General features: G+C 68.7%; 13 protein-coding genes. 3 read left to right on the top strand and 10 right to left on the bottom strand.

The genetic code is table 11. The features are described 5' to 3' along the window. Nucleotides 1–12: 12 nt before the first annotated feature. The 8 genes from ACWFRB_RS18990 to mscL form a co-directional block, all read right to left on the bottom strand. Complete coding sequence (locus ACWFRB_RS18990; protein WP_452642754.1) at nt 13–471, bottom strand: Fur family transcriptional regulator; 459 nt, start codon at nt 469–471, stop codon at nt 13–15. Between the two features lie 341 nt (nt 472–812). After that, nucleotides 813–2,288, bottom strand: a complete 1,476-nt coding sequence (locus ACWFRB_RS18985; RefSeq protein WP_452642752.1) for a catalase — start codon at nt 2,286–2,288, stop codon at nt 813–815. 214 nt (nt 2,289–2,502) lie between these two features. Next, on the bottom strand, nt 2,503–3,147 hold the full coding sequence (locus tag ACWFRB_RS18980; RefSeq protein ID WP_452642750.1) for a hypothetical protein: 645 nt from the start codon (nt 3,145–3,147) through the stop codon (nt 2,503–2,505). Beyond that, entirely contained in the window at nt 3,131–4,843 is a 1,713-nt protein-coding gene (locus tag ACWFRB_RS18975) for a GMC family oxidoreductase N-terminal domain-containing protein (protein WP_452642748.1), read from the bottom strand. Before ACWFRB_RS18975 ends, ACWFRB_RS18980 begins: the two co-directional genes overlap by 17 nt. Further along, nucleotides 4,840–6,321, bottom strand: a complete 1,482-nt coding sequence (locus tag ACWFRB_RS18970; RefSeq protein WP_452642774.1) for a flavin-containing monooxygenase — start codon at nt 6,319–6,321, stop codon at nt 4,840–4,842. Before ACWFRB_RS18970 ends, ACWFRB_RS18975 begins: the two co-directional genes overlap by 4 nt. Before the next feature lie 17 nt (nt 6,322–6,338). Further along, nucleotides 6,339–6,923 carry a TetR/AcrR family transcriptional regulator gene (locus ACWFRB_RS18965; protein WP_452642746.1) on the bottom strand — a complete coding sequence of 195 codons (585 nt, stop codon included), beginning with the start codon at nt 6,921–6,923 and terminating at the stop codon, nt 6,339–6,341. Between the two features lie 35 nt (nt 6,924–6,958). After that, on the bottom strand, nt 6,959–8,326 hold the full coding sequence (locus ACWFRB_RS18960; protein ID WP_452642744.1) for a hypothetical protein: 1,368 nt from the start codon (nt 8,324–8,326) through the stop codon (nt 6,959–6,961). A gap of 135 nt (nt 8,327–8,461) precedes the next feature. Continuing rightward, a complete protein-coding gene (gene mscL, locus ACWFRB_RS18955; RefSeq protein ID WP_452642742.1) occupies nt 8,462–8,869 on the bottom strand; it encodes a large-conductance mechanosensitive channel protein MscL in 408 nt (135 codons plus the stop codon). A gap of 286 nt (nt 8,870–9,155) precedes the next feature. Here mscL and ACWFRB_RS18950 point away from each other — a divergent pair, with 286 nt between their 5' ends. Beyond that, complete coding sequence (locus ACWFRB_RS18950; protein ID WP_452642741.1) at nt 9,156–9,560, top strand: DUF7144 family membrane protein; 405 nt, start codon at nt 9,156–9,158, stop codon at nt 9,558–9,560. Between the two features lie 114 nt (nt 9,561–9,674). Continuing rightward, nucleotides 9,675–10,595 carry a hypothetical protein gene (locus ACWFRB_RS18945; protein ID WP_452642739.1) on the top strand — a complete coding sequence of 307 codons (921 nt, stop codon included), beginning with the start codon at nt 9,675–9,677 and terminating at the stop codon, nt 10,593–10,595. Nucleotides 10,596–10,682: 87 nt separating this feature from the next. Here ACWFRB_RS18945 and ACWFRB_RS18940 read toward each other — a convergent pair whose 3' ends face one another. Together ACWFRB_RS18940 and ACWFRB_RS18935 are read right to left on the bottom strand one after the other, a co-directional pair. After that, a complete protein-coding gene (locus ACWFRB_RS18940; RefSeq protein WP_452642738.1) occupies nt 10,683–11,717 on the bottom strand; it encodes an aspartate-semialdehyde dehydrogenase in 1,035 nt (344 codons plus the stop codon). 2 nt (nt 11,718–11,719) lie between these two features. Further along, the gene (locus tag ACWFRB_RS18935; RefSeq protein WP_027500313.1) at nt 11,720–12,988 is read right to left on the bottom strand and encodes an aspartate kinase; all 1,269 of its coding nucleotides are present in this window, start codon (nt 12,986–12,988) and stop codon (nt 11,720–11,722) included. A 208-nt stretch (nt 12,989–13,196) separates the two neighbouring features. Between ACWFRB_RS18935 and ACWFRB_RS18930 the strand changes: the two genes are divergently transcribed. Further along, a complete protein-coding gene (locus tag ACWFRB_RS18930; RefSeq protein WP_452642773.1) occupies nt 13,197–14,378 on the top strand; it encodes a low temperature requirement protein A in 1,182 nt (393 codons plus the stop codon). Nucleotides 14,379–14,390: the final 12 nt, after the last annotated feature.

The raw sequence follows: 14,390 nt of genomic DNA, 5'->3' as shown, positions 1-14,390 counted from the left end.
ACCTTCCCTTGGCTAGTGGATCTGAGCTGCCCGCTCTCTCGCCGCGGCCTGGCACCGGGGGCAGCTCCCCCAGAACACGACCTCTGCCTCGTCGATCACGAAGCCGTGGGTGTCCGAGGGCTGCAGGCAGGGCGCGCTGCCGACGACGCAGTCGGCGTCGGACACCGCGCCGCAGCCGCGGCAGACCAGATGGTGATGATTGTCCCCGGTTCGGACCTCGAACCGGGCGGGCGAACCGGCCGGTTCGAATCGGCGGAGTATCCCGGCGGCCACGCAGGCCTTCAGCACGTCGTAGACGGCCTGGGTGGACACGGAGCCGAGCTCCCGACGCGCCTCGGTGGCGAGCCGGTCGACATCTGAATGCGGCTGCGCAGCAACAGCATTCAATACTGCGACCCGTGGAGCGGTCACCCGGAGTCCCGCCGTGCGCAACTGCGCCCGGGGATCGAGGTGACTGCCTCCGTGCCCCATGCCACCCAGTATGCGCCGGTTCTGGACCACGTCCAAGAAGCGACGATCGGCGGCGGCATGGCGACACCACGGACGCGATGAAGGGCCGCCCGAGAAGATCGGGCGGCCCTTCGGGTCGACGTCCCACAGGCGCCTCTCGGCGAGTGGTCGCTCGAAGCGACTAAAGGGGTGAGGCCCGGGGCATGTCCGGACGCCGACGAGGAGTTCAACGGGCGCGCCCCCGAGTTTGTTCCCCGGCGGCGGCGCCGGCCGGTTCCGAGCCGGTGACCTCGGCGTATGCCCCCAGATACGGGTCCGCCCGGACCGGGGGGGCCGGTCCGGGCGGATGGTCGCGCTCGGTGTCAGCTCAGCGCTTTGATCGCCTTCGCGACACCCTCGCCGTAGGCCGGGTCACAGGCGGTGCAGTTGTCGATGTGCCGCTGCACGACCTGATCCGAGGCACCGTTGATGGCGCGCGCGGTGTTGTCGAACAGCACCTGCTTCTGCTCGTCGCTCATGTTGTTGAACAACACCCGCGGCTGCGAGAAGTAGTTGTCGTCGTCCTCGCGGTAGTCGAAATGATCCGCGACCGCGCCGACCGCCTGCGCCGGGTTCCGGTACTGCGGCTGCTCCTGCCACTTGCCGTAGCTGTTGGGCTCGTAGTGCAGCGATCCGCCCTGGTTGCCGTCGACCCGCATCGCGCCGTCCCGGTGGAAGTTGTGCACCGGGCTCCTGGGCGCGTTGACCGGGATCTGGAAGTTGTTCACTCCCAGCCGGTAACGCTGCGCGTCACCGTAGGAGAACAGCCGGCCCTGCAGCATCCGGTCCGGGGAGAAACTGATCCCGGGCACCACGTGCGCGGGGTTGAACGCGGCCTGCTCGACCTCCGCGAAGTAGTTGTCGGGGTTGCGGTTGAGCTCCCACTCGCCGACCTCGATCAGCGGGTAGTCACCCTTCGGCCAGACCTTGGTGAGGTCGAACGGGTGGTAGGGCACCTTCTCCGCGTCGGCCTCCGGCATGATCTGCACGCACAGCTTCCACTTCGGGAAGTCGCCCGCCTCGATGGCGTCGAACAGATCGCGCTGATGGCTCTCGCGGTCGTTGCCCACGAGCTCGGCCGCCTCCGCGTCGGTGAGGTTCTTGATGCCCTGCTGGACTCGGTGGTGGAACTTCACCCAGAAGCGCTCGCCCTCGGCGTTGATGAAGCTGAACGTGTGCGAGCCGAAACCGTGCATGTGCCGGTACGAGGACGGGATGCCGCGGTCGCTCATGACGATCGTCACCTGGTGCAGCGACTCCGGCAGGTTCGTCCAGAAGTCCCAGTTGTTGTTGGCGCTGCGCAGGTTCGTGCGGGGATCGCGCTTGACCGCGTGGTTGAGGTCCGGGAACTTCAGCGGATCGCGGAAGAAGAAGACCGGGGTGTTGTTGCCGACGAGGTCCCAGTTGCCCTCCTCGGTGTAGAACTTGACGGCGAAGCCGCGGATGTCGCGCTCGGCATCGGCCGCCCCGCGCTCGCCCGCCACCGTCGAGAACCGCGCGAACAGCTCCGTCTTCTTGCCGACCTCGGAGAAGATCTTCGCGCTCGTGTACTGGGTGATGTCGTTGGTCACGGTGAACGTGCCGTAGGCGCCGGAGCCCTTGGCGTGCATGCGCCGCTCCGGGATGACCTCGCGGTCGAAGTGGGCGAGCTTCTCGAGGAACCAGACGTCCTGCAACAGCTGCGGCCCGCGCGGGCCCGCAGTGGCGACATTCTGGTTGTCGGGCACCGGTGCGCCGACCGCCGTGGTCAGCTTCTCGTCGGCACCCTTGGTGTGCTGAGGATCAATGCCATTGCTCATCTAGTGGATCCCTTCCTTACTCTCCGCGCCTCGCGGTATCAGCACGCACTCGGCTGTGGACCTCGGTCAGAATTTCCAATCCGGGCAGGGGCGACCCACCGCGACTTGGGCTGCGCGGCGTTGGGGCTGTGACTCGGTCACCCCGTCCCACTGCAACATCATTCCCCGAACAAGGCAAGAATTGGCGAAAGGGGCGAATTACGACGCCACCTCATCAAGACCCGCGCACGGGCCCGGTCACCATCCGCCCGGTGACCACGATGCCGTGATGGGTACCCGACATCAGCCAACTCCCGATGGTCGGCCCCTCCGCGCCGACTGCCACCCGCGCGTAGCGGAACCGCCCGCGCAGCCTCGCGGAGGCCGCCGCGGGCGCACCGCCCGCGGTCGGCTGAGCGAAACCGAGCGCGCCGACGATCGGCAGGCTCGGACCGCGCGGACTCGCGACGGTGTGCACCCGCCACCCGCCGCCGATCGCCTCACATGCGTCGTGCGTGTCGCCGCCGAAGCGGGCCAGCACCTTTGGCAGCTGCCAGTGCGCCCGGCCGCCGTGGACGGACGGCTCCGAGTCGACGGCGATGAACGGCACCGCCATCGCCGGGAGCACACCGACCCCACGGCCAGGCGTGCGCAGCACCGGGCTGGCCAGGACCTCCCGGTAGGGACCCACCGGTGAGTCCAGGTAGTCCACCATCATCGCCAGGGTCATCGGGATCGTCGACCCGCCGGGTCCGTGCGACGCGGCCGTGGCCGTACTGCGGTGCCACCACAGCACGGCACGGACCCGCGCCTGCCACGGCGGCGGCGGGCTGGCGGGCCAGTCGGTGCGGGGTGATCGGGATTCAGGAACGCTCCACATCGACGGTGCCCCCCTTCACCGTGAGGGGAAGCCTCAGCGCCGCAGGGGCATCGGGCGGGACCACCGGATGGTCCGGCGCCACCGGGTCAACCCGGACGTAGCGGGCTCCCGACGCGGGCCTGGGGTCCACATCACCCTTGTTCGGCCAGAGGGCCATGGCACGCTCGGCCTGCGCGGTGATCGTCAGCGACGGATTGACACCGAGGTTGGCGCTGATCGCGGAGCCGTCGACGATGTGCAGCCCCTCGTACCCGTAGGCCCGCAGGTACGGGTCGACCACTCCGGAGGCGGCGGAATCCCCGATGACGCAGCCCCCGAGGAAGTGGGCGGTCATCGGGATGTTCACCACATCGAAAACCGTTCCGCCCGCGTCGCCGCCGATCTTCTCGGCTATCGTTCGGATCACTTTGTGCCCCTGTGGGATCCACCTCGGCGGCGCCTCACCGGCGCCGCGGTGACTGGTCATCCTGCTGCGCCCGAACCAGCCACGGGCGCGGGTGAGTTCGAGCGAGTTGTCGTCGGTCTGCATCACCAGCGCGATGACGGTCCGCTCCGACCAACGTCGCACCGAGAGACTGCGCAGGAACGCCCCTGGATGCCGCGCCGCGACGGCCAACGTCTTCACCGGCCGGGGCAGCCTCCCGCCGCCATCGCTCAGCACGGTCTGCAACAGGGCGATCGAGTTGCTGCCCTTGCCGTACCGGACGGGTTCGACGTGCGTGTGGTCGTCCGGGTGGAACGACGAGGTGATGGCGACGCCCCTGGTGTAGTCGGCGTCGGTGCGCCCGCGCGCGGTCGCAGCGAGCACGGCCTCCGAGTTGGTGCGGACCACGCTGCCGAGCCTCTCCGACAGCCGCGGGAGCGCGCCCGACTCCCGCATCGCGAGCAGCAGCCTTTGGGTCCCGAAGGTGCCCGCCGCGACCACGACCTGGCCAGCGGTGAGAACGGCCTCGCGCCTGCGTATCCCGTCTGTTCGGCGCGTCCGCACCTCGTAGCCACCGCCCGCCCGCGGCCGGATCTCCCGGACCGTGGTCAGCGGGTGTACGACCGCCCCCGCCCGCTCGGCCAGATACAGATAGTTCTTGACCAGTGTGTTCTTCGCGCCCACCCGGCAGCCCGTCATGCAGCTGCCGCACTCGGTACAGCCGGTGCGGGCGGGCCCCTTCCCGCCGAAGAAGGGATCGGGCACCGTCACCCCCGGCTCGCCGAAGAACACTCCGACGGGGGTCGAGGTGAAGGTCTCGCCGACCCCCATCTCCTCGGCCACCTCGCGCATGATCCGGTCGGACGGGGTCAGGCTCGGGTTCATCCGCACCCCGAGCATTCGTTTCGCCTGGTCGTAGTACGGGGCCAGCTCGGCCTGCCAGTCGGTGATGTGACCCCACTGCGAGTCCTCGAAGAATCGTTTCGGAGGCTGGTACAGGGTGTTGGCGTAGTTGAGCGAACCACCCCCGACCCCGGCCCCCGCGACCACCAGGACATCCGGCAGCAGGTGCAGTCGCTGCACTCCGTACATGCCGAGCTGGGGTGCCCAGAAGTAGCGTCCGACGCGCCAATTGTTCTCCGGCAGCTCGTCGTCGGAGAATCGGCGGCCGGCTTCGAGCACGCCGACCCGGTACCCCTTCTCGGTCAGCCGGAGTGCGGCGACACTGCCACCGAACCCCGATCCGATCACGATCACGTCGTAGTCGTTCACGAGACGCGCTCCTGCACCACGCGCCGGGTCTGATAGTTCTCGACGTCGAATCTCTTTGTCCGGGATCGATACCGGAAGGTGAAGGTGGGCCACATGACGGAGTTGCGTCCTTCTTTGTCGAGGTACCAGCTGGAGCATCCGCCGGTGTTCCACACCGTGCTCCCGAGCTGGCAGGCGATCTCCTCGTTGTAGCGCGCCTGCGCGTCGGGAAGGACCTCGACAACCGCGCCGACGGCGAGCTGCGCCAGCGCGCCGTTGATGTAGGCGGCCTGCGACTCGAGCATGTACACGATCGAGCTGTGCCCCAGGTTCGTGTTCGGCCCGTACATGAGGAACAGGTTGGGGAACCCGGCGACGGTGGTACCCAGGTAGGCCTGGGGGCTGCCCGACCAGTGCTGCGCCAGTGTCCGCCCGTCGCGACCCCTGAGGTGCCGCGCCACGGGCGGTTCGGTGGGCGAGAAGCCGGTGGCGAAGATGATGGCGTCGACCGGTGTCTCCGTGCCCGCACCGTCGACGACGCCGCCCTCGACGACCCCGGCGAGCCCCGAGTCGACCAGGTCCACATCGGCTCGGGCCAGGGTGCGCAACCAGTCGTTGGACAGCAGGATCCGCTTGCAGGTGATGGTGAACGTCGGCGTCAACTTGCCTCGCAGGGCCCGGTCGGGCACCTGCCGCCGCAGGTGCGCCTTGGCGACCGCTTGAAATGCGGGCAACAGCCGGGGCGCCTTGGCCATCGCGAGCACGTACCCCTCGCGCAGCGTGTAGACGGCCGCCCGAACGATCTTCTGCGTGAACGGAATACGGCGATAGAGTCGCTTCTCGAGGCGGGAGAGTGTGCGGTCGCCGCGCGGCAGCACCCAGGCGGGCGTGCGCTGGAACACGGTGAGCCGTTCGACTCGATCGGCGATCTCCGGTACGAACTGCACGGCGGAGGCGCCCGTCCCGACCACGGCGACCCGTTTCCCGGTCAGGTCGTAGTCGTGATCCCAGTTGGCCGAGTGGAACACCTTGCCCCGGAAGGTCTCGATGCCCGCAACGTCCGGCAACCGTGGCGTCGACAACGCACCTGTCGCGGCGACGAGTGTCTGTGCGGTGAGCTCGCCCAACGTGGTGCGCACCCGCCACAGCGCGGCACCGTCGTCCCACGACGCGCCGAGGAGTTCACACCCGGTCAGGACCCGGTCGCGAATGCCGGTGTCGACGGCGGTCTTCCGCAGATACTCGTGAATCTCCGGCTGCCGGGCGAAGGTGTGACTCCAGTCCGGGCTCGGCGCGAACGAGAACGAGTAGAGGGCCGTGGGGACGTCGCAGGCGCACCCGGGGTAGGTGTTGTCGCGCCAGGTTCCGCCGATGTCTGCGGCCCGCTCGATGACCAGGATGTCGGCGGCCGGATCGTCGCGAAGCACGCGCTCGGTGACCGCGAGGCCCGCGAACCCGGCACCCACCACCAGCACGGCGACATGATCCGGCAGCGTCAGCGATTTCGGTGTGGCGGTCATTCCATCACCAGGCCCTTCCAGACCGGGAGCAGCCGCTTCCGGAACTCACTGTCGGATTCGGGGGTGCGGAACAGCGCCGAGACGGCGAGTCCGCGGGCCAGCTCGATGCTCAGGTCGATGGAGTCCATGCTCATCCGCCCGCCCATGACCTCGGTGCTGCCGAGCCGCAGGGCGTCGCCGACCTTCCGCTCGAGCGGGATCATGGCCTCGTGCAGGCCAGGATCGGTGCGCGCCGCCACCCACAGCTCGAGGGCGGCGTAGAACAGCGGCCCGGTGAACGCGTCGACCAGGGTTTCGACACCGTGGTCGGGATCGGGCTGGGCGCCGAGGATCTCGGTCAGGCGCATCTCCATCAGGTGCTCGACGGCCGCGACCACCAGCGATTCCTTGGTCGGGAAATGATGCAGCTGCGCCCCGCGGGAGACCCCCGCCCGGCGCGCGATCTCCTGGGTGCTGGTCCGGGCATAGCCGACCTCGACGAGCAGCTCGATTGCCGCGTCGAGCAATTTCGCCCTGGTCGCCGCCGTTCGTTGCGCTTGCGTGCGCGGGCCCTGATCGGTGTTCTGGGTCACACCGAGCACGGTAGCGCCAAATTTAAAAACAGTCCAGACTGTTGCTAAGTTTCGTTCTCGGTCTCGGGCGACCCGGCCGCGCCCCCGGCCGCGGCCAAGGCCGGCCGGGCGAGCACCTCGACGGCGATCAGCGCGAGCAGGGCCAGCAGCGCGATCGTGAACACCACCACCCCCGACGGGTAGGTCCAGAAGACCAGCACCGCGACGGCGATCGCGACGATCGCCACCCGCAGCGGGACCCGCAGTCGCGCGGTCCACACCTCGACCGGGCTCGGGGCCCTGCCCTCCCCCGTCTTCCGGATCTTGTCGACACCCCGGGTGAACCCGCGGCGCACCGCGAGCGCGGAGGTCGACCCCCCGGTCAGGTAGCCGATCAGGGCGACGACGATGCCTGCCAGGAACCAGGCACGCACCATCGTCTTGAGCGGAGCCGCCAGGGCGTCCACCACCGCAGCGGCCGCCGCAGGGGACAACACGTCCGACGGGATCTCGTCGATGTACACCGCGCGGGCGATGTGGAGCGATACGGCCAGCAGCGCCATGGCGATCGCGGCCCCGAGCCCCACCAGCGACAGTGCCCGCAGCCGCCTGCCGTGCGGCGCCGCGAACACCGCCCCGATCGCCGCCAGCACCGCGATCCACGGCAGCCAGGTTGCGGCCTTGTCCAGCGCGTTGACGGCCCGCTGCGCCTTCACGAGGTCGGCGGACTGGAAGATCACGAAGCTCGCGTCGACGTCGGGGATCTTGTCGGCGAAGGCGAACCCCCGCTGGGTCAGGTTCTCCTTGACGGTCTTGAGTATCGCGTCGAGCGGCACGCTCACCGTGCCCTTCTCGTCGATCTCGACCACACCGGTCTCGCCCGTCGCGACCGCGACGAGGTTCTCGTGGGCAATCCGGTTCGCGTCGACCCACGCGCTCTCGAACTGGTCGCTGCCCACCAGCGAGTGCACGGTGTCCCTGATGAAGCCCTCGGCCTGACCGGCGATCACCGGGGCCAGGCCGACGACCTGCTGCGGCACCCGCGGCGCGTTCTCGGTCAGCGCCGTCAGCGCCTCCTGCGTGATCTTCTCGACGTCGAGCCTGGTGAAGATCTGGCGCGTCACCTGGTCGGTGATCTCGTCCTGCACGGCCGGGTCGGCGCCGAGCGGCGCCACGGTCGCCACGTACCGGTCGGTGTCGAGGATCTCGCTCCGCGTGTACCGGGCCAGCACCGAGGTCAGCAGCAGCACCGCGACCAGGACGATCAGGAGTCCGGACGCCGTCCAGCGCAGCGCGCCGACGACGCCGCGCCGCTCGGCCACCTCGGTCTCGGCGACCCGGGCCCGCTCGGTCGCGGCGACCTGGGCGCGCAGGCGGATCAGCTCCGCCCGCTCGTCGGCATCGAGCGGCTTCGCATCGTCGGTCGGCGTCATAGAAAAAGCATGCGGCCTCGGGGGGCGATTCGACAGCGCCGATCCGCAATCTCACCCGCGCCGGATGAGGAGAAAACAACCGCGGCGCCCCCGACCGTCGAGGCCGGGGACGCCGCGTGGCGAAAGGACCGACGCCTAGGACTCGACCCGGGTCGAGTTGGCGTCCGCGTTGGCGTCGGCGAGCAGGTTCCTGATCTCGGTCAGCAGCTCGATGTCCGTCGCCTCCTTCTCCTCCTCGGTCATGAAGCGCTCCTTGACCGAGGTGAACGGGACGATGAGGACGAAGTACACGACCGCCGCGATGAGGACGAAGTTGATCACGGCGCTCAGGACGGCGCCGAGGTTCACGAAGGTCTCGGGACTGTCGGTGATCTGGAAACCGAAGCCCATCTCGTTGGAACCGCCCAACGACGCGACCAACGGGTTCACGATGTTCTCGGTGAACGCGGTCACGATCGCGGTGAAGGCCGCGCCGACCACGACGGCAACGGCGAGGTCCAGCACGTTGCCCCGCAGGAGGAAATCCTTGAATCCCTTGAGCACTTGGTGGTCCTTTCGTTGAGGAAATCGACCCGACTTGACGGAACGATATCGGTCGGCAGGGCACCGTACACGATTCCGCGCCCCATCTCACCCTGAGCGGATGACGCGGACCGCCCGTTCCCGGCCTTAGCGTGAGCGGCATGTCCAATGACCACAACCGGCAGGAAACGGCCGTCAAGACCATCGCGATCGTCTCGCTCGTCGCGATCGTCCTGACCGCGGCACCGATCCTCGTCGCGCTCATCTTCTGATCCGTCACCCGACCGACACCCCACCGAAGGAACCCATGGACGACAAGAGCCCCGGAGGCTGGGGCGTATTCGCCGGCCTCATGCTGATCATGCTCGGCACCTTCAACGCGGTCGAGGGCATCGCCTCCCTCACCGCGCCCACCCGGCTGTTCGTCGGGGAAGAGAAGATGCTGATCCTCGACTACGACCGGTGGGGGTGGGTACTCATCGCGTGGGGCGTCCTCCTCGTCGTCGGCGGTGGCGCGCTGCTGGCCGGAGCCACCTGGGCCCGGGTCTTCGGCGTCACCCTCGCGCTGCTGAACGCGGTCGGACACCTGACGTTGATCGGAACCCAGCCCTGGCTGTCGATCCTGGTGATCGCCGTCAACATCGGTGTCATCTGGGGCCTCACCGCCGGCTGGCCCGCGAACCGGGCGCCTGCGCAGAGCACCCCCGTCTGAAGCACCCCACCTGTGCCCGCCGCCCCGTCCCACAACAGGACGGGCGGCGGGCACGCGTTTTTCACCTACCCCGGATGAGGAGTCCGATCCGGCGGTCGCGTTGACTTGACCTCCGTGAAGTCCTCGAAACTCTCGGTGAGCCTCGCCAAGGAAGCGCTGGAGGTCCGGAAGCAGACCGCAAGGGGCTGGCTGAAGCGGACCTCGGCCGGGCGCACGGTGGCGCGGATCATCAAGGGAATAGTGGACATCGAGCTCGCCGACCGCTCGATGACCCTGGCCGCGCAGGAATTCACCTCGGTGCTGCCGGTCATCATCGCGGTCGGCACCATCGGCAACCTGGACGGCGTGGGCGACACCATCTCGGATCAGCTCGGGTTCGATCCGTCCGGACTCGACCTGTACAGCATCGCTCCCGGCGCCCTCGAGGCGAGCACGCCGACGTTCGCCACCTTCGGCGTCATCGGCATGTTGATGGTCATCCTGAGCGGGACGTCCTTCGCCCGGGCGCTGGGCCGGCTCTACGGGAAGATCTGGAACATCCCGACCCTCTCCATCCGAGGCAGTTGGCGGTGGGTGGCCGTGCTGTTCGCGGTCGCCTCGTCGGTGGCCCTGCTCAGCCTGGCTCGGGAACTGTCCGGACTGGACTGGGTCGGACCGCCGCTGGCGTTCAGCACCGAGCTGGCCATCTGGTTCGGGCTCTGGTCCGTGGTGCCCTACCTGCTCACCGAGGGCAGGCTCGCGGGCCGGGTGCTGTGGGCCACCGCCGCGCTGACCGCGCTCGGGCTGGCCGTGGTCCGCATCGGGGGACAGATCTACCTGCCGATGGCGGGTGAGTCCGCACAGGAGAAATTCGGCTCACTCGGCCTGGTGTTCACCACCATCACCTGGATGTTCGTCCTGTCAGGTGTGGTCGTCGCGGCGGCGACGATCGTCAAGGCCCTCGCCCTGGACGAGGGCTGGATCGGGCGACTGCTCCGCGGGCCCGCCCCGATCCTCGAACCGGCGAACGGCACCAGCATCGCCGAGGCGGTCTGACCGTCACCAACGCGGTCGCCCGCGAGTGTGCACCTCCCGACGCCCGCACTCGGGCGATGCGACGGTAGGTGCACACTCGGCGGACGGTCAGCCGACGAGCAGCTCCGCGATCTGAATGGTGTTGAGCGCGGCACCCTTGCGCAGGTTGTCGCCGGAGACGAACAGCGCGAGGCCACGGCCGCCGGGCACGCCCGGATCCTGACGGATGCGGCCGACCAGCGACGGATCGCCGCCCGCCGCCTGCAGCGGGGTGGGCACGTCCACCAGCTGCACACCAGGCGCGGCCGCCAGCAGCTCCTTGGCGCGCTCGACGGACAGCGGGTTGCCGAACTCGGCGTTGATCGACAGCGAGTGGCCGGTGAACACGGGCACCCGGACGCAGGTGCCGCTGACCAGCAGGTCGGGCAGGCCGAGGATCTTGCGGCTCTCGTTGCGCAGCTTCTGGTCCTCGTCGGTCTCGCCGCTGCCGTCCTCGACCAGCGAGCCGGCAAGGGGGATGACATCGAACGCGATCGGGGCGACGTACTTGTTCGGCTCGGGGAACGTCACGGCGCTGCCGTCGTGCACCAGCTTCTCGACGTCGTCGATCACCGCGCGCGCCTGGGTCGCCAGCTCCTCGACGCCCGCAAGGCCGCTGCCGGACACCGCCTGGTAGCTGCTGATGATCAGCCGCTGCAGTCCTGCCTCGTCGTGCAGCACCTTCAGCACCGGCATCGCGGCCATCGTGGTGCAGTTCGGGTTGGCGATGATGCCCTTCGTCGGGTTCTTCGCCTCCTCCGGGTTGACCTCGCTGACCACCAGCGGGACCTCGGGGTCCTTGCGCCAGGCGGAGGAGTTGTCGATCACGGTCGCGCCCGCCGCGGCGAACCGCGGGGCCTGGACGCGGGAGAGGGTCGCACCCGCCGAGAACAGCGCGATGTCGATGCCCTTGAGGTCCTCGTCCGAGGTCGCGGCGGTGTCCTCGACCACGATCTCCTCGCCGCGGAACGGCAACTTGGTACCCGCCGAGCGGGCGGACGCGAAGAACCGCACCTTGTCGGCGGGGAAGTTGCGTTCCGCGAGGAGCGCGCGCATGACGGCGCCGACCTGTCCGGTCGCGCCGACTACAGCAACAGTTGTCATCTCTAGCGTCCCGTTCCCGCGTGGACGACGGCCTCTTCGTCGCCGCCCAGATCGAATGCCTTGTGGATTGCCCGAACGGCGTCGTCGAGATCGTCGTCCGCGACCAGCACCGAGATGCGGATCTCCGAGGTCGAGATCAGGTCGATGTTGATGCCTGCCTCGGCGAGTGCCTCGCAGAAGGTGGCGGTGACGCCCGGGTGGCTCTTCATGCCGGCGCCGACCAGCGACACCTTGCCGATGCGCTCGTCGGAGAGGATCTGGGTGAACCCGATCTCACCCTGCAGCTCCGTCAGCTTCTCCACCGCGGCAGGCACGTCCGTCTTCGGCAGCGTGAAGGTGATGTCGGTCTTGCCGGTCTCCACCTTCGAGATGTTCTGCAGCACCATGTCGATGTTGATCTCGGTCTCGGCGACGGCACGGAAGACCTTGGCCGCGTAGCCCGGCACGTCGGGCAGCCCGACGACGGTGACCTTGGCCTCGCTGCGGTCGTGCGCGACGCCGGTGAGGATGGCTTCTTCCACGGGAATGTCCTCCATCGATCCGGACACCATGGTGCCGGGCTTTGTGGTGTACGAGGAACGAACGTGCACGGGCACGTTGTAGCGGCGCGCGTACTCGACGCAACGCAACATGAGCACCTTCGCGCCGCACGCGGCCATCTCCAGCATCTCCTCGAAGGAGACGGTGTCGAGGCGCTGGGCGTCGGGGACGATTCGCGGGTCCGCGGTGAAGATGCCGTCGACGTCGGTGTAGATCTCGCAGACGTCGGCCTTCAGCGCGGCGGCGAGGGCGACGGCGGTGGTGTCGGAACCGCCGCGACCGAGGGTCGTGACGTCCTTGCTGTCCTGGCTCACGCCCTGGAAGCCGGCGACCAGGACGATCGAGCCGCGGTCGAGCGCGTCGCGGACGCGGCCGGGGGTGACGTCGATGATCTTCGCGTTGCCGTGCGCGCCGGTGGTGATGACCCCGGCCTGCGACCCGGTGAAGGAGCGGGCCTCCTCGCCGAGGGAGTGGATCGCCATGGCAACGAGCGAGTTCGAGATGCGCTCGCCGGAGGTCAGGAGCATGTCCATCTCGCGCGCAGGCGGACCCGACGGGCAGACCTGCTGAGCCAGGTCGAGCAGCTCGTCGGTGGTGTCGCCCATCGCCGAGACCACCACGACCACGTCATTGCCCGCGCGTTTGGTCTCCACGATCCGTTCGGCGACGCGTCGGATGCGCTCGGCGGATGCCACCGAGGATCCGCCGTACTTCTGCACGACGAGCGCCACGCTAATCAACCTCCGGATCTGGGAACTGGGTACGAAGTCCAGTTGGCAAGCTTACCGACGACACCGGGCCCGTTCGCAGTCAGCCGGGGCGACCGGGCGGCGCCCGGCCACCCGACGGGACAATAGTGCTCCCGGACCCCCTGCGCAGGCCCTTTCGTGGTGGCACAGTAGCCGAGTGGAATTTCCCAGGCGAACCCATATGCAGGCAATGCAGGAACGGTCCTCCGTCTCCCCGCTCGAGCTGTTCTTCGACCTCGTCTTCGTCTTCGCGTTGACCGGCGTCACGGCGCTGATGGCCGGCGACACCTCGGCCAGGAATCTGGTGCGCGGTGTGCTGGTGATGGCTGTCCTGTGGTGGTCCTGGATCGGTTACACCTGGCTGGCCAACGTGGTGCGCGCCGACGAGGGTTTCGCACGGGTCGCGATGTTCTTCGCGATGGGCTCGATGTTCATCGTCGCGCTCACCATCCCCGAGGCGTTCGACGACCTGCCCGGCGGGCTCCCCGGCCCTGTGGTCTTCGCCGTCGGCTACTTCTTCGTCCGGCTGATGCACCTGGTCACGTTCTGGCTGGCCAGCGCCGACGACGCCCAGCTGCGCGGCCAGCTGCTGCGGTTCGTGCCGTCCATGGTCGCGGGCACCACCCTGCTGCTGATCGCGTCCCAGCTCTCGGGCACCGCGCAGACCCTGATGTGGCTGGCCGCCCTGGTCGCCGACTATCTGGGCACCCTGTTCGGCGGCGCGGGCTGGCGGCTGAACTCGGCGAGCCACTTCGCCGAGCGGTACGGACTGATCATCATCGTCGCGCTGGGTGAGTCCATCGTGTCCATCGGCATCGGAGTGACCGCGCTGCCCATCTCCTGGCCGATCGTGGTCGGCTCGCTGCTCGGGCTGGCCGTCAGCGGGCTGCTCTGGTGGGCGTACTTCGACACCACCACCCTGGCCGCCGAGCGCGCCCTCTCCGCGGCCACGGGCGAGACCCAGATCAGGCTGGCGCGCGGCGGGTACACGTTTCTGCACCTACCGATGGTGATGGGCATCGTGTTGATCTCGCTCGGGCTGAAGAAGGTGCTGAACTACGTCGGCGACGGGAGCCATCACACGCTCACCGACCCGCTCTACGGCATCCCGCTGGTGGCGCTCTTCGGCGGTGCCGCGCTCTTCCTGCTGGGGCTGGCCGCCTTCAAGGTGTACGTGACCAGACTGATGGGGCCGGTCAACCTCGGGCGGATCACCACCGCGGTCGTGATCGTGGCGCTGATCCCGCTGGCCTGGCACCTGCCGGCGCTGGCCTCGCTCGGGCTGCTCACCGCGGCCCTGCTCGCCCTGATCCTCTTCGAGACGGTGCGCTTCGCCGAGCACCGCGACGAGATCCGGCACGGCGCGCACTGACCGATCACGGGC

It is taken from the genome of Rhodococcus sp. NPDC055112, assembly GCF_053607505.1.
This window is presented reverse-complemented; position numbering and strand designations above follow the sequence as displayed.

Bases quoted from the DNA above. Each gene is read 5' to 3' on its own strand.
- ACWFRB_RS18990 (WP_452642754.1), bottom strand. From the start codon at position 471: ATGGGGCACGGAGGCAGTCACCTCGATCCCCGGGCGCAGTTGCGCACG.
- ACWFRB_RS18985 (WP_452642752.1), bottom strand. From the start codon at position 2,288: ATGAGCAATGGCATTGATCCTCAGCACACCAAGGGTGCCGACGAGAAG.
- ACWFRB_RS18980 (WP_452642750.1), bottom strand. From the start codon at position 3,147: ATGTGGAGCGTTCCTGAATCCCGATCACCCCGCACCGACTGGCCCGCC.
- ACWFRB_RS18960 (WP_452642744.1), bottom strand. From the start codon at position 8,326: ATGACGCCGACCGACGATGCGAAGCCGCTCGATGCCGACGAGCGGGCG.
- ACWFRB_RS18950 (WP_452642741.1), top strand. From the start codon at position 9,156: ATGGACGACAAGAGCCCCGGAGGCTGGGGCGTATTCGCCGGCCTCATG.
- ACWFRB_RS18940 (WP_452642738.1), bottom strand. From the start codon at position 11,717: ATGACAACTGTTGCTGTAGTCGGCGCGACCGGACAGGTCGGCGCCGTC.
- ACWFRB_RS18930 (WP_452642773.1), top strand. From the start codon at position 13,197: ATGCAGGAACGGTCCTCCGTCTCCCCGCTCGAGCTGTTCTTCGACCTC.